Here is an 18,449-nt window from a genome sequence, read left to right as displayed (position 1 = left end):
GTTCCCCGCGCCCCTGAAAGAACCAGGCCCCCGCGGCTCTGAAAGGCGACCGGCGGTGGGCCTGAAAAGCCAAGGCCGTGAAGTTATGGGCTGATCGTCGGCGTCAAGATGTTGATGCTGAGGGTGGCTGTGTAGGTGCGTCGGTCGATATTGAGGCTTTTGTAGGCGTATCGGGACAGGGGTCGTTTCACTGCGCGGGGGCTGATGCGGAGGCGGCGGGCGGGCATGAGGTGTTCCAGGACGGTTCGGCCGATCGTCCCGACGAGGTCGATCGTGGTGCCGGCGATGATGCCCGCGGCCTGGACGATCTGGTCGCGGGCGCATCGCAGGGCAACGCTGAAGCTGGCCCGGTCCGGGTCTGTTCCGGGTGTGGCCCCGGTGGCGTCGGCGATAGCGATCCGCAGGGCCTGGTAGGCGCTCAGCAGGGCGTAGACCTCCTGGGCGATGCCGGGCGGAGTGGTGGAGCGCAGGACCCGCCGGCCCAGCATCGTTTTCTTGATCGCGAAGTAGGCGGACTCCACTTCCCACCGCTCGTGATACAGACTGACCAGGTCGGATGCCGGGTAGCGGTGGTGGTCCAGGAGGTTGGTGGCCAGCCGGTAGAGCCCGGTGCGGCGGCCCTGGCTGGTGGTGACGGTGATCTCGCATTCGATGATGCGGACCTCGAGGGCGCCGAAGCGGGAGAGGTGGGAGCCGTCGCCGAAGCGGGCCAGGACGGGAGGTTTGCGGGTGGCAGTGATGCGTGCGAGGAAGGAGGCTTCGGTGGCGGCGACGGCTGTCAGGAACGCGTTGCCCGAAAAGCCCCGGTCCAGCAGGACGATCATTCCGGCGTGCAGGGAGCGCATGAGCCGCCTGCCGTGTCCGGTCTCTCCCTGGGAGCGCGGTCCGAAGGCGGCATCCAGGATCGCCCGGGTGCCACAGGCCACCAGCGCGGTCAGGCAGATCTGCGGGTAGCCGGCAGTTCCGAACCGGTTGGACCCCTTGCCCAGACGGGCCCGGTGCGGCGGGCTGTCGGGAACGTCGAGGTAGGTGCCGTCGATCGCAACGGCCAGCAGGCCCTTGAAGCGGGCGCCGCGGGTGCGGATCACCGTGGCCGGCCCGCGCAGCAGATCGAACAGGGCCCGCATGGGCCGCACGCCCAGACGCCTGCGGGCGTCCCAGAGCCCCGCGCCGGTGATCTTCACGACCGGTATCGTCTCCAGCGCGGCGGTGAGCCTGCGCCAGACGGCCAGGTAGCCGCAGTCCTCGAACAGGGCCGCGGCCAGCAGCAGGTAGACCACCACCCGGGCGGGAATCTTCCGCAGCCGTTGCTGGACAGCACCGGTCTCGGCAAGGACCGCATCGACCATCTCGAACGGGATGATCCGGGTGAGTTCCCCCAGATGCCCCGGGGCGAACACGCCCTTGGCTACCGTGATTTCCCGCGTGATGACACACTGATCGGACAGCGGAGCCTCCGGTCCTGTGAACGGCTGTCTTGGTCGACTGCCAGTTCTACCGGGGCTCCGCTTCCCACGTTCCAAGAAGCCATAGAACCAGAGCGCACTTGCCAACGCTCCCAAAGCCCTAACTTCACGGCCTTGCCTGAAAAGCAGGGGCGCAGCCCCTGCTTTTCAGGGGCGCGGGGAACTGCGCGAGAAGCCCCACCGGACCCGCACCCGACAACGCACCCCACCCGTCAGGCAGCCAGAGGCACCCCCACCTCCGCCGGCGCGAGCGCCAGCTCCAGCACCTGCCGGACATCGGTGACGGCGTGGACGTCGAGCTTGTCGAGGACCTCGGCGGGGACGTCGTCGAGGTCGGCCTCGTTCCGCTTGGGGATGATGACCGTGGTGACACCGGCCCGATGCGCCGCGAGCAGCTTCTGCTTGACACCACCGATCGGCAGCACCCGCCCGGTCAGCGACACCTCCCCCGTCATCGCCACATCCGTCCGCACGAGCCGCCCGGACAGCAGCGAGGCGAGGGCCGTCGTCATGGTGACACCGGCGCTCGGTCCGTCCTTCGGGACCGCGCCCGCCGGGAAGTGGATGTGCGCGCCCCGGTCCTTGAGGTCGGCGACCGGCAGCTCCAGCTCCGCGCCGTGCGCGCGCAGGAAGGAGAGCGCGATCTGCGCGGACTCCTTCATCACGTCACCCAGCTGACCGGTGAGCGTCAGCCCCGCCGCGCCCGTCTCCGGATCGGCGAGCGACGCCTCGACGTACAGCACGTCACCGCCCGCGCCGGTGACCGCGAGCCCGGTCGCGACACCCGGCACCGCCGTACGCCGCTCCGCCGGGTCCTGGGCCGACTCGGGCACATGGTGGGGGCGGCCGATGAGCCCGCGCAGATCCCCGTCGGTGACGGTGAACGGCAGCTCCCGCTGCCCCAGTTCGTGCTGGGCCGCGACCTTGCGCAGCAGCCTCGCCACGGACCGCTCCAGGTTCCGTACGCCCGCCTCGCGGGTGTACTCACCGGCCAGCTTGCGCAGCGCGCTCTCGTCGAGGACGACCTCGTCGGCGCCGAGCCCGGCCCGCTCCAGCTGCCGGGGCAGCAGGTGGTCGCGGGCGATGACGACCTTCTCGTCCTCGGTGTAGCCGTCCAGCCGGACCAGTTCCATCCGGTCGAGCAGCGCCTCGGGGATCGCCTCCAGCACATTGGCCGTGGCGAGGAAGACGACGTCGCTGAGGTCCAACTCCACTTCCAGGTAGTGGTCCCGGAAGGTGTGGTTCTGCGCCGGGTCGAGGACTTCGAGCAGCGCGGCGGCCGGGTCGCCCCGGAAGTCGGAGCCCACCTTGTCGATCTCGTCGAGGAGCACGACGGGGTTCATGGACCCGGCTTCCTTGATGGCGCGGACGATCCGTCCGGGGAGCGCCCCGACATACGTACGCCGGTGCCCGCGGATCTCCGCCTCGTCGCGCACCCCGCCGAGCGCGACCCGGACGAACTTCCTGCCCATCGCGTGCGCCACGGACTCGCCGAGGCTGGTCTTGCCGACACCGGGCGGCCCGACGAGCGCGAGCACGGCACCGCCGCGCCGCCCGCCGACGACACCCAGTCCCCGGTCCGCGCGCCGCTTCCTGACGGCCAGATACTCGGTGATGCGCTCCTTCACGTCCTCCAGCCCGGCGTGCTCGGCGTCCAGCACCCGCTTCGCGCCGCGGATGTCGTACTCGTCCTGGGTCCGCTCGTTCCAGGGCAGTTCGAGCACGGTGTCGAGCCAGGTCCGGATCCAGCCGCCCTCGGGCGACTGGTCGCTGGACCGCTCCAGCTTGTCGACCTCCTTGAGCGCGGCCTCCCGTACCGTCTCCGGCAGATCGGCGGCCTCGACGCGGGCCCGGTAGTCGTCGGACTCCTCGCCGTCCTGCTCGCCGTTGAGTTCACGCAGTTCCTTGCGGACGGCTTCGAGCTGCCGCCGCAGCAGGAACTCGCGCTGCTGCTTCTCGACGCCCTCCTGGACGTCCTTGGCGATGGTCTCCGCGACGTCCTGCTCGGCGAGGTGGTCGCGCAGCTGCTGGGTGGCGAGCTTCAGCCGGGCGATCGGGTCCTCGGTCTCCAGGAGCCGGATCTTCTGCTCGACGGTGAGGAAGGGCGAGTAGCCGGAGTTGTCGGCGAGCGCGGAGACGTCGTCGATCGCCTGCACCCGGTCCACGACCTGCCAGGCTCCGCGCTTGCGCAGCCAGCTGGTGGCGAGTGCCTTGTACTCCTTGACGAGTTCGGTCACCTGTCCGGGCAGCGGCTCCGGCACGCTGTCGTCGATCCGGGTCCCCTCGACCCACAGCGCGGCACCGGGCCCGGTGGTCCCGGCCCCGATCCGTACGCGTCCCCGCGCGCGGATGAGCGCGCCGGGGTCTCCGTCCGCCAGCCGTCCGACCTGCTCGACGGTCCCGAGCACACCCGTGCTCGCGTACGCCCCGTCGATCCGCGGCACCAGCAGGACCTTCGGCTTCCCGGGCTCGGCCCGGGAAGCCGCCTGCGCGGCCTCCACCGCGGCCCGTACATCCGTGTCATTGAGGTCCAACGGCACCACCATTCCCGGCAGCACGACCTCTTCGTCGAGCGGCAGCACGGGCAGGGTGAGCGGTGCGGACGTCGATGCCATGATCTCTCCCTAGGCAGTCAAGTTGAGCTATGCCGACTCAATGCACATGAGCCGAGGAATGTTCCCCGAGGGGCGGGGCGTTCGCTGTGGGCGATCACGCGCCCCGCCCGACCGGGGTCGCGCCACCCCACCCCGACGTAATACCCTCCATCCACCCACACCCATTACATACGCGGAGGTCGTGGTGGACGGACTGGTACGGGCCTGGGTCGACGGATGGGTGCTCTCACGCGGTGCCGCGCCCCCGGTGGTCGAGCCGTGGGGCCGCACGATCGACATGGGCATGGCCCAGCACGTCACCCGCCACGTCCTCTCCGCGACCGGCGACCAGGTGGAGGAGACGACGGTCCGGAAGGTCGCGGACGCCGTCACCGGGACCGGGGTCTGGCTCAAGGTCTTCGCGGAGCCGTCGAGGGTGACGCCCTGGCTGGGCGAGGGCTGGTGGGTGGACCCCGAACCGGGCTGCCTGATGTCGACCCGCCTGGGAACGCACGGGTCCCCCGCCGCCACTCCCCTCCCCGTCCCCGACGGCTACCGGCTCCGCACCTGGTCGTCCGGTGGCGTGACCCGGGTGATGATCGCCGCGCCGGACGGCTCCTTCGCCGCACGCGGCCAGATCGCCCCCACCGGCACCACCGCCGTCGTCGACCAGATGGAGACGTCCCCGGACCACCGCCGCCGCGGCCTCGGCACCCTCGTCATGCACACCCTCACCCGCTCCGCGCTCGCCCGGGGCGCGGAGATCGGCGTCCTGGGCGGAACACCGGACGGCCGGGCGCTGTACGAGTCACTGGGGTGGAGGGTGGAGGCACCACTGACGAGCGCGAGGTCCACGGGGCGGTCGTGAGCGGCCCGAGGCGAGCCGGCGGCTACACGGCGGTCGTGGCCGTCCGACCCCGCCCGGGGCCGACGGCCGGACCGGCCCGCTCCGCCCGCCGCCAGCGCCGCACCACCGGCCAGGTCGCCACCCCGATCGCCAGGGACAGCAGATGGCCCCAGTTCGCCATCGGGTCCGTGAACGCGATCAGGTCGTCCACCAGCATGCCGCCGAACCCCAGCAGGATCGGCCACCGCAGCCACGGCGACAGCAGTCCGGCCAGGGCACCCACACTGGCCGCCACCCCGAAGCTGATGCCGTAGTCGAGGCGGTGGAGGGAGCTGTCGGGGAGATGTCCCGCCAGGACGGCGAGGCCCACCGGGATCTCGGTCGCGAGCGTGGCGAGGACATGCCCCAGCAGGAAGACCCCGGCCGTGCGCCGACCACCGATCCGGCGTTCCAGCGCGGTCAGCACCAGCAGCAGACCGAGGGCGTACGGCGATCCGACCCCGCCCGCGACCCACAGCGCGCTCGCGAGCAGCACGAGCGCGGGGGTCCCGACCAGGTGCGCCACATCCGTACTTGAGCCCTGGTGCAGCGCGTGCACCAGGGCCGGATCGGCGTACTCGGCGATCAGCGAGGTGACCACCAGGACGGTGGCGTAGAAGAAGGTGAAGGGCGTCCCGGTGGGGGTGGGGAGCAGCCGCCAGGGGCGCGGGATCGGGGAGCGCGTACGCCGGGCGGACGCGCCGCCTTCGAGCCCCGCGAACTCCCGCTCCGGCCGCTCCGCTTGCGCTTCCGGCGCCAACTCCGGTGCCGGTTCCGGTGCCGGTTCCAGTGCCGGTTCCGGTTCGGGTTCCGGTTCGGGTGCCGGTTCGGGTGCCGGTTCGGGTGCCGGTTCGGGTGCCGGTTCCGGTTCGGGTGTCGCCACCCGCGCGGGCGCCGCACCCGGCTGCCGCGGCATGCCGTCGAGGACGGGTGCCGGGACGCTGGCGGCCGGGGGCCCCGCGATGTCCACGGGCCCCGCACCGTCCACGGTCTCGACGGCGTCCACGCTCTCGGCGGCGTCCAAGGTGAGGCGCTCCTTCCGGTTCACCCCACCCTCGACGCCCCGGTACGCCCTTGTCTGTGACCCCTGCCACCCACGACGCGATTCACAGCAACCCGACAGCCGACGAGCACCCGGCGCCTCCGCGGCCCGACGCCCCCTACATCCCCTGCGCCCCCTCCACCCCGATCCCCCGAGCCACCCGTTCCAGATACGCCCGGAACCGGCCCGTCATGTCGAACCCCTTCGGATCCAGCACCCACTGGATCTGCAGCCCGTCCATCACCGCCGCCAACTCCTGCGCGACGGCGACGACATCCGTGTCGGCCCGCAGTTCACCGGCGTCCACGCCGTGCCGCAGCACCCCGGCCACGGTGTCCACCACCTCGGCGTACCGCCTGACGAAGTACGCGTGGGCGGGATGCCCGGGGTCGCCCGCCTCGGCGGCCAGGACGTTGAACATCCGGGTGCGGCCCAGCCTCGCGCCGTTGTACTCGGCGAGTCTCACGAGCGCCGCGAACATCTGGGCCGTCGACGCGAACTCCTGGGAGAAGAAGCGGTCCCGGTCGGTCTCGTCTATGCGCTCCAGCACCTGGACGAGCAGGTCCTCCTTGCTGCGGAAGTGGTGCAGCAGCCCGCCCTGGGTGATGCCGACGTCCTTGGCGATCCGGGCGAGCGAGGAGGCGTGGAACCCCCGCTGGGCGAAGTGCTCGACGGCCGCGTCGAGAATCCGCAGCCGCCGCTCGTCCCCGACGGCGTACGAGCCACGCGCGCCGGACCCTTCCGACCTCCGGTTCTGCACCATGCCCGCCACCATAGCCCCCGCGACGCGGCCTCGAAGGCCCCTGCGGACCGGCGGTTACACGAGTCAACCACCCCCTTCTTTCAAGCCATGTGCGGCGTGATTGTGGCCACTTGTCCAAAACCTAGTACCCACTCGGTTTTGCTGCTTCCCTGAACGAGCCTGCGCGGCAACGAAGCCGCCCTCGTCCCCCAGGAGAGCCCATGGCCGTCACCCCGGACGCCGCCCCGCTCGGCAAGGCCACCGCCCCGTCCCCCGAGCGCCCCGAACAGATCGAGAACGCCCCCGCGAGCCTCGTACTCGGCCTCGCCCTGGCCCAGTTCGGCACCTATCTCGCGGTCCTCACCCCGGTCATCGTCACCCTCGCCCTGCGCGTGAACCAGATCGTCCCGGAGGCGAGCCGGGGCGCGGCCCTCGGCCAGGTGCTCTCCGTCGGCGCCCTGCTCGCGATGCTCGGCAACCCGGTCTTCGGCGCCCTCTCCGACCGTACGACCAGCCGTTTCGGCCGGCGCCGCCCCTGGCTGCTCGGCGGCATGACCGTCGGGCTCGCCGGTCTGCTGGTGGTCGCCCTCGGCGGCAGTGTCCTCACCCTGATGCTCGGCTGGGCGCTGGCGCAGCTCGGCATCAACGCCACCCTCGCCGCGCTCACCTCCTGCGTACCGGACCTGGTCCCGGACCGGCAGCGGGCCCGGGTCTCCGGCATCGTCGGCATGACCCTGTCGCTGTCGCTGGTCGCCGGAGCCGGACTCGCCCAGCTCTTCAGCGGCTCGCTCTTCCTCGCGTTCCTCGTGCCCGGGCTGATCGGCCTGGCCTCCGTCGGCCTTCTCGCCGTGATCATCAAGGACCGCGACCGCCCGGCGCGCGTCGGCGCGTTCCAGCCGTACAGCGTCAAGGAGTTCCTGCGCAGCTTCTGGGTGAATCCGCGCCGGCACCCCGACTTCATGTGGAACTTCGTCGGCCGCTTCCTGGTCTTCACCGGCGCCGCCTGCGTGACCAGCTACTCCGTCTACTTCCTGATGGACCGCATGGGCTACGACGGGAACGAGGTCACCGACAAGTTCTTCCTCGGCACCCTCGTGTTGGTCGCCGCGACCGTCGTCGGCTCGATCGCGGGCGGCCAGCTCTCCGACCGCTCGGGCCGCCGCAAGCCGTACGTCCTCGGCTCCTCGCTGGGGATGGCGGTCGGGCTCGCGCTGGTGGCGACCTCGCAGACCTTCGGGATGTATCTCCTCGCCATGGTCGTCTTCGGCTTCGCCGAGGGGCTCTATCTCTCGGTCGACATGGCGCTGGCCGCAGCCGTGCTGCCCAACCCGGAGGAGTCCGCCAAGGACATGGGCGTCCTCAACATCGGCAACGCCCTCCCCCAGTCCCTCGTCCCGATCATCGCCCCGGTCCTGCTGGCCGTCGGCGGCAGCGGCTCCAACTACAACGCCCTGTTCCTCTTCGGCGCGGTCGCCTCGATCGCGGGCGCCCTCGCCGTCCAGTTCGTCCGCTCGGTCAAGTAGCCCTCCACCGGCCTCCCGGACCCTCGAACCGGCCTCCCGGCCCCGTACAAGGAACCGCATGCTCCCGTACCGCGACCCGAACCGCCCCGTCGACCAGCGCGTGGAAGACCTGCTGTCCCGGATGACCCTCGCGGAGAAGGCGGGTCAGCTCTTCCACGCGATGCTGACCATGAACGCCGACGGGTCCCTGGCCGAGGCCGCCGACGGACCGTTCCTGCGGCACGGCACCACCGAACTGGTCGCGGACGGTCATCTGACCCACTTCAACCTCCTGGGCCGGTACGGGGTCCGGGAGACGGCGGAGTGGGTCAACCGGCTCCAGGCGCTCGCGGCGGACACCCGGCTGGGCATCCCGGTCACGCTCTCCACCGACCCGCGCCACGCGTTCACCGACAACCCGGGCGCCTCCTTCAACTCCGGCGCCTTCTCGGCCTGGCCCGAACCCCTGGGCCTGGCCGCGATCGGCGAACCGGAGCTGGTGGAGAGGTTCGGCGACACGGTCCGCCGCGAATACCTCTCCGTCGGCTTCCGGGTCGCCCTGCACCCGCAGATCGACCTCGCCACCGAGCCCCGCTGGTCCCGCCAGTCCGGCACCTTCGGCTCGTCCGCCGAGGTCACGAGCGCCCTGGTCCGGGCGTACGTACGCGGTCTGCAGGGACCCCGGCTCGGACCGCGCTCGGTCGCCGCCATGGTCAAGCACTTCCCCGGCGGCGGCCCGCAACGGGACGGCGAGGACCCGCACTTCCCGCACGGCAAGGAACAGATCTATCCGGGCGGGATGCACGAGTACCACCTCGCGCCCTTCCGGGCCGCCGTCGAGGCCGGCTGCTCGCAGATGATGCCGTACTACGGCCAACCGATCGGCGTGGACGGCTGGGAGGAGGTCGGCTTCGGCTTCAACCGGGACGTCCTCACCGGCCTGCTGCGCGAACGCCTCGGCTTCGACGGCATCGTCTGCACCGACTGGGGCCTCCTCGACGACGCCCCCATCGGCGGCGAGCCGCACGAGGCCCGCGCCTGGGGCGTCGAACACCTCACCGTCACCGAACGCGCCGCCAAGGCCCTGGACGCGGGCGCCGACCAGTTCGGCGGCGAACAGTGCCCCGAGGTGATCGTCGAACTGATCCGCTCCGGCCGGATCTCCGAGGAGCGGCTCGACGCCTCCGTACGCCGTCTGCTGCGCGAGAAGTTCGTCCTCGGCCTCTTCGAGCGGCGGTACGTCGACCCGGACCGCGCCGAGGAGACCGTCGGCGCAGCCGAGTTCACCACCCTCGGCGACACCGCCCAGCGCCGCTCGCTCACCGTCCTCACCAACCACTCCCTCCTCCCGCTCACCGACCGCCCCAACCTGTACGTCGAGGGCGTGGGCGCGCAGACGGCGTCCCTGTACGGCAACGTGGTGGCCGATCCGGCCGACGCGGACGTGGCCGTACTGCGGCTGCGGACGCCGTACGAGGAACGGCCGGGTTTCTTCGAGTCGTTCTTCCACTCCGGGTCACTGGCCTTCGGCGAGGAGCGGCTCAAGGAGATCCTGGGCCTGCTGGCGGCGGTGCCCACGCTGGTCTGCGTCAACCTGGAGCGGCCCGCCGTCCTCCCGGAGATCGCCGCGAAGGCCGCCGCGCTCGTCGCCGACTACGGGGCCTCGGACGCGGCCCTGCTCGACGTCGCCTTCGGCCGGGCCCGCGCCGAGGGCCGGCTCCCCTTCGAACTGCCGCGTTCCATGGCGGCGGTGGAGGCGTCCCGCCCGGACGTCCCCAACGACACCGAGGACCCGGTCTTCCCGTACGGCCACGGCCTGGCGCTCTGAACCCCGGGCCGGTCCGCCGGAACTCGGCCGCCCGCCCGCCACGGACACGTAAGGATGGGCGTATGCCCATCACCGACGAACCCGAAGTCATCGACCGGCGCGAGGGCCCCTACGGCGAGGTAGTGCTGCGACGGCACGGAGACCTGCTGCAGATCATCGCCAACGGCTGCTTCCTGATGGACACCTCGGACGGCCGTTCGGAACGGCTGCTGGTCGACGCCGCCCTCGACACCCTGGGCGGTCGTTCTCGGCCACGTGTGCTCATCGGAGGTCTCGGCGTCGGCTTCTCGCTGGCACACGCCGCCGCGGATCCGCGCTGGGGTCCGATCACAGTTGTCGAACGCGAACCCTCCGTCATCGACTGGCACCGCGCGGGCCCCCTGGCCGAGGTGTCCGCCGGAGCCCTCGCGGACCCCCGTACGGAGATCGTCGAAGCCGATCTCGTCGAGTACGTCAATGAGACATCCGCCACGTTCGACGCGCTCTGCCTGGACATCGACAACGGGCCCGACTGGACCGTCTCCGAGGCCAACGGGAACCTCTACTCGCCGATCGGACTCGCAAGCTGCGCAAGGGTGTTGAGCCCTGGTGGGGTGCTTGCCGTGTGGTCCGCCCGGCCATCTGCGGAATTCGAGGAAACCTTGGGGAATGCCGGGTTCCAGCAGGTGCGTACCGAAGAGATCCCGGTTGCCCGAGGAGTTCCGGACGTGGTGCACCTCGCGGTCCGACCTGGATAGCCCTGGTGCGGTGACTGCCCGTACCCTGCTTGCCTGACGCCGATCATTCAAGCGTCAATCGCAGTCATGCGCAGCCATGCGTAGTCAAGGGATCACCCCACGGATTCCGGAAAGCAACACAGGGGCGGGCGATGGAGCAGACACACACCACCCACAGCGGCACCACAGCGACGCCGGGCGCACAGCGCAGGGTGCTCGTGGTCGAGGACGACCCGACGATCGTCGACGCCATCGCGGCCCGCCTGCGCGCCGAGGGTTTCGTCGTGCAGACCGCGTCCGACGGCCCGGCCGCGGTGGACACCGCGGAGGCCTGGCAGCCCGATCTGCTGATCCTCGACATCATGCTGCCCGGCTTCGACGGCCTGGAGGTGTGCAGGCGCGTCCAGGCCCAGCGGCCCGTCCCCGTGCTGATGCTCACCGCCCGGGACGACGAGACGGACATGCTGGTCGGGCTCGGTGTCGGCGCCGACGACTACATGACCAAGCCGTTCTCCATGCGTGAGCTGGCCGCCCGCGTGCACGTCCTGCTGCGCCGGGTGGAGCGTGCCGCGCTGGCCGCCACCACCCCGCGCTCGGGCATCCTGCGCCTCGGCGAGCTGGAGATCGACCACGCGCAGCGCCGCGTCCGGGTGCGCAGCGAGGACGTGCACCTCACGCCCACCGAGTTCGATCTCCTCGTATGTCTCGCGAACACCCCGCGTGCCGTACTCTCGCGCGAGCAGCTGCTCGCCGAGGTGTGGGACTGGGCGGACGCGTCCGGGACGCGGACCGTGGACAGCCACATCAAGGCGCTGCGGCGGAAGATCGGCGCGGAGCGGATCCGCACGGTGCACGGTGTGGGGTACGCCCTGGAGACCCCGAATCCCTGACCCCGTGCCCGCCGACCGCGTGCGCGGGGCGTACACAGGCACGTAGGCACGTAGGCACAGGGGGCTGGTGGCGTGATGAGCGGACTCGGTGACCCGAGGCACCGGAACCGGAACCTCGGTGGCGCGCAGTCACGGAAGGGCGCGGGCCCGCTCGGCGGTGTGCGCCCCTTCTCGATCAAGACCAAGCTCGGCGCGCTCGTCGTCATCTCGGTCCTGATCACGACCGGTCTGTCGATGATCGCGGTGCACACCAAGACGGAGCTGCGCTTCATCACGGTGTTCTCGATGATCGCCACACTCCTGATTACGCAGTTCGTGGCCCATTCGCTCACCGCCCCCCTGGACGAGATGAACGCGGTCGCCCGGTCCATCTCGCGCGGCGACTACACCCGCCGGGTCAGCGAGAACCGCCGGGACGAGCTGGGCGACCTCGCCCACACGATCAATCTCATGGCCGACGAGCTGGAGGCCCAGGACCGCCAGCGCAAGGAGCTGGTGGCGAACGTCTCGCACGAGCTGCGCACCCCCATCGCCGGCCTGCGCGCGGTCCTGGAGAACATCGTCGACGGCGTCACGCGGGCCGACCCCGAGACGATGCGTACGGCCCTGAAGCAGACCGAACGCCTGGGCCGCCTGGTGGAGACCCTGCTCGACCTGTCCCGGCTGGACAACGGCGTGGTCCCGCTGCGCCGCCGCCGCTTCGAGGTCTGGCCGTATCTCTCGGGCGTCCTCAAGGAGGCCCAGATGGTCTCCTCGGCCCGCGGCGGCATCACCTCGGGCTCCGGCAACCACACCCGCACGGACGTCCATCTGCACCTGGACGTGCACCCGCCGGAGCTGACGGCCAACGCCGACCCGGAACGCATCCACCAGGTCGTCGCCAACCTCATCGACAACGCGGTCAAGCACAGCCCGGCGCACGGCCGCGTCACCGTGAAGGCCCGCCGCGGTCCGACCCCGGAGTCCCTGGACCTCGAAGTCCTGGACGAGGGCCCCGGCATCCCCGAATCCGAGTGGCACCGCGTCTTCGAACGCTTCAACCGCGGCGCCGTCAGCTCCCCCCACGGCCCCGGCAGCGACGGCGGCACGGGCCTGGGCCTCGCCATCGCCCGCTGGGCGGTGGACCTGCACGGCGGTCGCATCGGAGTGGCCGAGTCCCCGAAGGGCTGCCGCATCCAGGTGATCCTGCCCGGCGCCCTCTCAAGACCGCAGGGAACCGCCGGCTCTTGAGGGGCGCGGGGAACTGCGCGGGCAACCACGACGCACCCGCACGCGCCCACCCACCCACCCACCGCGCCCTCCCGCTTCCGGAGCGGAGCGCGAACGCGGGGGCGAAAAATCCGCAGATACCCACATCACCCATGGCTGAATCCCCCCACCATTGCCGAATATCGCTCATTCTCCCGGGGCTTACATCTCTGCCAAGTTGACGTAAAGTTCGAACCGGAGCCACAAGATCCACGTCCGTTCCGCCCAGCCGGACACGTGTGATCAGGTGCGTTCAGGCAGAGGGCCGCGTGCACATCCCCGCAGGCCCCGCCCGACGCATGCCCGGCACCCACCCCCCACACCCATTCCAGACCGGAACCACGCTTGTTTCCCGCCATTTCCACCCCCGAAACACGCTTTCCGATGTGACTTACGCGACGAAGAGCGGACTCGGCCTGACCTTCCCGGCCACGGGGGCGTAGCCTTAATTCCCGCTGTCCATCACCTTGTGAAGCGGAAGAGGGCGGTTGCCGCCGTGTCGCCACAGTCCCCCAGTAACTCGAGCATCTCGACCGACGCAGACCAAGCGGGTAAGAACCCCGCCGCGGCCTTCGGTCCGAACGAGTGGCTCGTCGACGAGATCTATCAGCAGTACCTCCAGGACCCGAACTCGGTAGACCGAGCCTGGTGGGACTTCTTCGCCGACTACAAGCCAGGCGCAGCTGCCGCCTCGGCTCCGGCGAGCACTGCGGCCGCGGGGGCCGCAGCGACCACCACACCCGCGGCTCCCGCCGCCCCGGCCCAGGCCGCACCCGCCGCCCAGGCCGCACCCGCCCCGGCTGCCCCGAAGCCCGCCGCCGCCCCGGCCCCGGCCCCCGCGAAGCCCGCGGCCGCCGCGCCCGCGCCGGCCAAGCCGGTGGCCGCCGCCCCCGCGAAGCAGGCCGCGCCCGCCGCTGCCGCCGCCGGGGGCCCGGAGCTGATCACGCTGCGCGGCCCCGCCGCCGCGGTCGCGAAGAACATGAACGCCTCCCTGGAGCTGCCCACGGCCACGTCCGTGCGCGCGGTCCCGGTGAAGCTGCTGTTCGACAACCGCATCGTCATCAACAACCATCTGAAGCGCGCCCGGGGCGGGAAGATCTCCTTCACGCACCTGATCGGCTACGCGATGGTGCAGGCCATCAAGGCCATGCCGTCGATGAACTGGCACTACGCGGAGAAGGACGGGAAGCCCACCCTCGTCAAGCCGCCGCACGTCAACTTCGGCCTCGCCATCGACCTGGTGAAGCCCAACGGCGACCGCCAGTTGGTCGTCGCGGGCATCAAGAAGGCCGAGACGCTGAACTTCTTCGAGTTCTGGCAGGCCTACGAGGACATCGTCCGCCGCGCCCGTGACGGCAAGCTGACGATGGACGACTTCACCGGTGTCACGGTCTCCCTGACCAACCCCGGCGGCCTCGGCACCGTCCACTCCGTGCCCCGTCTGATGCCCGGTCAGTCGGTCATCATGGGCGTCGGCTCCATGGACTACCCGGCCGAGTTCCAGGGCACCAGCCAGGACACCCTGAACAAGCTCGGCATCGCGAAGGTCATGACGCTCACGTCGACCTACGACCACCGGGTCATCCAGGGCGCCGCCTCCGGCGAGTTCCTCCGCGTCGTCGCCAACTCCCTCCTCGGGGAGAACGGCTTCTACGACGAGATCTTCGAGGCCCTGCGCATCCCCTACGAGCCGGTCCGCTGGCTCAAGGACATCGACGCGTCGCACGACGACGACGTCACCAAGGCCGCGCGCGTCTTCGAGCTGATCCACTCCTACCGGGTCCGCGGCCATGTCATGGCCGACACCGACCCGCTGGAGTACCGCCAGCGCAAGCACCCCGACCTGGACATCACCGAGCACGGGCTCACCCTGTGGGACCTGGAGCGCGAGTTCGCGGTCGGCGGCTTCGCCGGCAAGTCCCTGATGAAGCTCCGGGACATCCTCGGCGTCCTGCGTGACTCGTACTGCCGTACGACCGGCGTCGAGTTCATGCACATCCAGGACCCGAAGCAGCGCCGCTGGATCCAGGACCGCATCGAGCGCCCGCACACCAAGCCGGAGCGCGAGGAGCAGCTGCGCATCCTGCGCCGGCTGAACGCGGCGGAGGCCTTCGAGACCTTCCTGCAGACGAAGTACGTCGGCCAGAAGCGCTTCAGCCTGGAGGGCGGCGAGTCCGTCATCCCGCTGCTCGACGCGGTCATCGACTCGGCGGCGGAGTCCCGTCTCGACGAGGTCGTCATCGGCATGGCCCACCGCGGCCGGCTGAACGTGCTGGCGAACATCGTCGGCAAGTCGTACGCGCAGATCTTCCGCGAGTTCGAGGGCAACCTCGACCCGAAGTCGATGCACGGCTCCGGCGACGTGAAGTACCACCTGGGCGCCGAGGGCACGTTCACGGGCCTGGACGGCGAGCAGATCAAGGTCAGCCTGGTCGCGAACCCCTCGCACCTGGAGGCCGTGGACCCGATCGTCGAGGGTGTCTCCCGCGCCAAGCAGGACATCATCAACAAGGGCGGCACGGACTTCACCGTCCTGCCCGTCGCCCTGCACGGCGACGCGGCCTTCGCCGGCCAGGGCGTGGTGGCCGAGACGCTCAACATGTCGCAGCTGCGCGGCTACCGCACCGGCGGCACGGTCCACATCGTCATCAACAACCAGGTCGGCTTCACCGCCGCCCCGGAGTCCTCGCGCTCGTCGATGTACGCGACGGACGTGGCGAGGATGATCGAGGCCCCGATCTTCCACGTGAACGGCGACGACCCGGAGGCCGTGGTCCGCGTCGCGCGGCTCGCCTTCGAGTTCCGTCAGGCGTTCAACAAGGACGTGGTGATCGACCTCATCTGCTACCGCCGCCGCGGTCACAACGAGTCGGACAACCCGGCGTTCACCCAGCCGCTGATGTACGACCTGATCGACAAGAAGCGCTCGGTGCGCAAGCTCTACACCGAGTCCCTCATCGGTCGCGGCGACATCACCCTGGAAGAGGCCGAGCAGGCGCTCCAGGACTACCAGGGCCAGCTGGAGAAGGTCTTCACGGAGGTCCGTGAGGCCACCTCGCAGCCGGCGTCCGCCGAGGTCCACGACCCGCAGGACGGCTTCCCGGTCGCGGTGAACACCGCGATCACGGCGGAGACCGTCAAGCGGATCGCCGAGTCCCAGGTCAACGTCCCGGACCACATCACCGCCCACCCGCGGCTGCTCCCGCAGCTCCAGCGCCGGGCGTCGATGGTCGAGGACGGCACGATCGACTGGGGCATGGGCGAGACCCTCGCGATCGGCTCCCTCCTCCTTGAGGGCACCCCGGTCCGCCTGGCCGGCCAGGACTCGCAGCGCGGCACCTTCGGCCAGCGGCACGCGGTGATCATCGACCGTGAGACGGGCGAGGAGTTCACGCCGCTGATGTACCTCTCCGAGGACCAGGCGCGGCTGAACGTCTACAACTCCCTGCTCTCCGAGTACGCGGCGATGGGCTTCGAGTACGGCTACTCGCTCGCCCGCCCCGAGTCCCTGGTGATGTGGGAGGCCCAGTTCGGCGACTTCGTCAACGGCGCCCAGACGGTCGTGGACGAGTTCATCTCGTCGGCGGAGCAGAAGTGGGGCCAGACCTCCGGCGTCACGCTCCTCCTCCCGCACGGCTACGAGGGCCAGGGCCCGGACCACTCGTCGGCCCGCCCGGAGCGCTTCCTCCAGCTCTGCGCGCAGAACAACATGACGGTCGCGATGCCGACCTCGCCGTCGAACTACTTCCACCTCCTGCGGTGGCAGGTGCACAACCCGCACCACAAGCCGCTGGTCGTCTTCACCCCGAAGTCGATGCTGCGTCTCAAGGCCGCCGCGTCGAAGGCGGAGGAGTTCACGAGCGGCGAGTTCCGCCCGGTCATCGGCGACGGCTCGGTCGACCCGAACGCGGTCAAGAAGGTCGTCTTCTGCGCCGGCAAGGTCTACTACGACCTGGAGGCCGAGCGTCAGAAGCGCGGCGTCACGGACACGGCGATCATCCGCATCGAGCGGCTGTACCCGCTGCCGGGCGCCGAGGTCCAGGCCGAGGTCAACAAGTACCCGAACGCCGAGAAGTACCTCTGGACGCAGGAGGAGCCGGCGAACCAGGGTGCCTGGCCGTTCATCGCCCTCAACCTGATCGACCACCTCGACCTCGCGGTCGGCGCGGACGTCCCCCACGGCGAGCGCCTGCGCCGTATCTCCCGCCCGCACGGCTCCTCGCCGGCGGTGGGTTCGGCCAAGCGCCACCAGGCCGAGCAGGAGCAGTTGGTGCGTGAGGTGTTCGAGGCGTAACAGCGCGCGAAGACCGTACGCGGGCCGGGCCGCACCCCCTCTCCAGGGGGTGCGGCCCGGCCGTTTCGGCGTTTCGGCGCACTTATCCTTGACCCATGTACTTCACGGACCGTGGCATCGAGGAACTGGAGAAGCGGCGTGGCGAGGAGGAGGTCACCTTCGAGTGGCTGGCCGAGCAGCTGCGGACGTTCGTGGATCTGAACCCGGACTTCGAGGTGCCGGTGGAGCGGCTGGCCACGTGGCTGGCGCGGCTGGACGACGAGGACGAGGACGAGTAGCCGGCCGTCGGGGTCGGTCGGTCTCCGGGCCGCCGGTCAGTCGCGTGGGTGGGCCAAGTCGTAGAGCAGGCCGAGGGTGCCGTGGGCGATCAGGAGACCGCCGGCGGCCAGCCAGCCGGGACTGCGGCGGTGCAGGCCCCAGCCGGTGAGCGGGAGGCCCGCGAGGAGTTGGGCGGTGGCGAGGGCGCGGGCCCTGGGGGTGCCGGCCCAGGGGAGCCAGGGGCCCAGACGGCCGCGTTCGAGGGCGTCGAGTTCGGTGCGGACCGCCCCGCGCCAGCCGGTCCACTCGATGCGCTGGACTCCCGGCTGGACACGGGCGACCTCCCGGAGCCGGTCCGCGGGTTCGCCGGGGGTGAGACCGGCGGGGAGCGCCACTCCGGCACGGGTGAGGACGGCGAGGAGGCCCAGCAGCCGGGCGCGGACGTCCGCCGCCGGGTCGGGTTTCGTGAGGTCGTCCAGGGACTGTGTGTCGAGCACCGGGTCCAGGCCCAGCCGGGCGGCGAAGGTACGCATCGCCTCGTCCTCGCCGACCGGGGTGCCGTTCGCCAGCCAGACGTAGCCGACGGTGCGGCGGAAGCCCGCGGCGAGGGTGAAACCGCCGCGGTCGGCGTCCCACCAGAGGGCGAGCACCGGCCAGGGGACGCCGACGGCCAGGGCGGTCGCCCAGCCGGTGAGCACGCGGTCGACCGGCTCCCCGCCCAGCAGCCAGGGCTTCCCCTCGGGCACGAGCGCGGTCCACTCCCGGCCCGCCGGGGTGAGCAGCATCCGCTCCCGGAGCAGTTGGGCGACGGGGGCGACGGAGTCGGGATCCGCCCGGCAGAGCAGCAGCGCGCCGGGGGCGGGGGTGGGTCGCGGGGGACGCGATCCCTGGGAGCGTTCCGTCGACATGCCCCCACGCTAGGGCGATTTGCCCGCATACATCCCTGCGGGATCACCAGAACGGGTGTATTGACTTTCCATGAC

Annotated in this window: 13 protein-coding genes; 8 read left to right on the top strand and 5 right to left on the bottom strand. The window is 70.8% G+C overall.

The window, feature by feature from the left end:
- Nucleotides 1-83 precede the first annotated feature (83 nt).
- Together F9278_RS33565 and lon are read right to left on the bottom strand one after the other, a co-directional pair.
- Nucleotides 84-1,400 (bottom strand): IS4 family transposase, encoded by a 1,317-nt coding sequence (locus tag F9278_RS33565; protein ID WP_193241414.1) that lies wholly within the window; start codon nucleotides 1,398-1,400, stop codon nucleotides 84-86.
- A 278-nt stretch (nucleotides 1,401-1,678) separates the two neighbouring features.
- Nucleotides 1,679-4,081, bottom strand: a complete 2,403-nt coding sequence (lon, locus tag F9278_RS33560) for an endopeptidase La (protein WP_152171651.1) — start codon at nucleotides 4,079-4,081, stop codon at nucleotides 1,679-1,681.
- A gap of 184 nt (nucleotides 4,082-4,265) precedes the next feature.
- On the opposite strand from lon, the gene F9278_RS33555 reads away from it, so the two are divergent.
- Nucleotides 4,266-4,928 carry a GNAT family N-acetyltransferase gene (locus F9278_RS33555; protein WP_226967352.1) on the top strand — a complete coding sequence of 221 codons (663 nt, stop codon included), beginning with the start codon at nucleotides 4,266-4,268 and terminating at the stop codon, nucleotides 4,926-4,928.
- A 22-nt stretch (nucleotides 4,929-4,950) separates the two neighbouring features.
- Here the strand turns inward: F9278_RS33555 and F9278_RS33550 are convergent, their stop codons facing one another.
- Together F9278_RS33550 and F9278_RS33545 are read right to left on the bottom strand one after the other, a co-directional pair.
- Complete coding sequence (locus F9278_RS33550) at nucleotides 4,951-5,970, bottom strand: rhomboid-like protein (protein WP_404818965.1); 1,020 nt, start codon at nucleotides 5,968-5,970, stop codon at nucleotides 4,951-4,953.
- A 136-nt stretch (nucleotides 5,971-6,106) separates the two neighbouring features.
- Nucleotides 6,107-6,751, bottom strand: a complete 645-nt coding sequence (locus F9278_RS33545) for a TetR/AcrR family transcriptional regulator (RefSeq protein ID WP_226967065.1) — start codon at nucleotides 6,749-6,751, stop codon at nucleotides 6,107-6,109.
- Nucleotides 6,752-6,951: 200 nt separating this feature from the next.
- Here F9278_RS33545 and F9278_RS33540 point away from each other — a divergent pair, with 200 nt between their 5' ends.
- The 7 genes from F9278_RS33540 to F9278_RS33510 all read left to right on the top strand — a co-directional run bounded on the left by F9278_RS33540 (nucleotide 6,952) and on the right by F9278_RS33510 (nucleotide 17,486).
- Nucleotides 6,952-8,253, top strand: coding sequence for an MFS transporter (locus tag F9278_RS33540; protein ID WP_152171649.1), 1,302 nt, complete (start codon nucleotides 6,952-6,954; stop codon nucleotides 8,251-8,253).
- A 58-nt stretch (nucleotides 8,254-8,311) separates the two neighbouring features.
- Nucleotides 8,312-10,060: a glycoside hydrolase family 3 protein gene (locus tag F9278_RS33535; protein ID WP_152171648.1), complete on the top strand. Its 1,749-nt coding sequence runs from the start codon at nucleotides 8,312-8,314 to the stop codon at nucleotides 10,058-10,060.
- Between the two features lie 62 nt (nucleotides 10,061-10,122).
- Entirely contained in the window at nucleotides 10,123-10,797 is a 675-nt protein-coding gene (locus F9278_RS33530; protein ID WP_152171647.1) for a spermine/spermidine synthase domain-containing protein, read from the top strand.
- Nucleotides 10,798-10,928: 131 nt separating this feature from the next.
- A complete protein-coding gene (locus F9278_RS33525) occupies nucleotides 10,929-11,666 on the top strand; it encodes a response regulator transcription factor (protein ID WP_152171646.1) in 738 nt (245 codons plus the stop codon).
- 75 nt (nucleotides 11,667-11,741) lie between these two features.
- The gene (locus tag F9278_RS33520) at nucleotides 11,742-12,896 is read left to right on the top strand and encodes a sensor histidine kinase (RefSeq protein WP_193241747.1); all 1,155 of its coding nucleotides are present in this window, start codon (nucleotides 11,742-11,744) and stop codon (nucleotides 12,894-12,896) included.
- A gap of 514 nt (nucleotides 12,897-13,410) precedes the next feature.
- Complete coding sequence (locus F9278_RS33515) at nucleotides 13,411-17,208, top strand: multifunctional oxoglutarate decarboxylase/oxoglutarate dehydrogenase thiamine pyrophosphate-binding subunit/dihydrolipoyllysine-residue succinyltransferase subunit (RefSeq protein WP_152171645.1); 3,798 nt, start codon at nucleotides 13,411-13,413, stop codon at nucleotides 17,206-17,208.
- 95 nt (nucleotides 17,209-17,303) lie between these two features.
- Nucleotides 17,304-17,486, top strand: a complete 183-nt coding sequence (locus F9278_RS33510; protein WP_003961784.1) for a DUF6104 family protein — start codon at nucleotides 17,304-17,306, stop codon at nucleotides 17,484-17,486.
- Between the two features lie 36 nt (nucleotides 17,487-17,522).
- Here the strand turns inward: F9278_RS33510 and F9278_RS33505 are convergent, their stop codons facing one another.
- The gene (locus F9278_RS33505; protein WP_152171644.1) at nucleotides 17,523-18,374 is read right to left on the bottom strand and encodes a hypothetical protein; all 852 of its coding nucleotides are present in this window, start codon (nucleotides 18,372-18,374) and stop codon (nucleotides 17,523-17,525) included.
- Between the last annotated feature and the right edge of the window lie 75 nt (nucleotides 18,375-18,449).

Source organism: Streptomyces phaeolivaceus (assembly GCF_009184865.1).
GTDB lineage: Bacteria > Actinomycetota > Actinomycetes > Streptomycetales > Streptomycetaceae > Streptomyces > Streptomyces phaeolivaceus.
The sequence above is the reverse complement of the archived record's forward strand: the minus strand, read 5'-3'. Positions and strand labels throughout refer to the sequence as shown.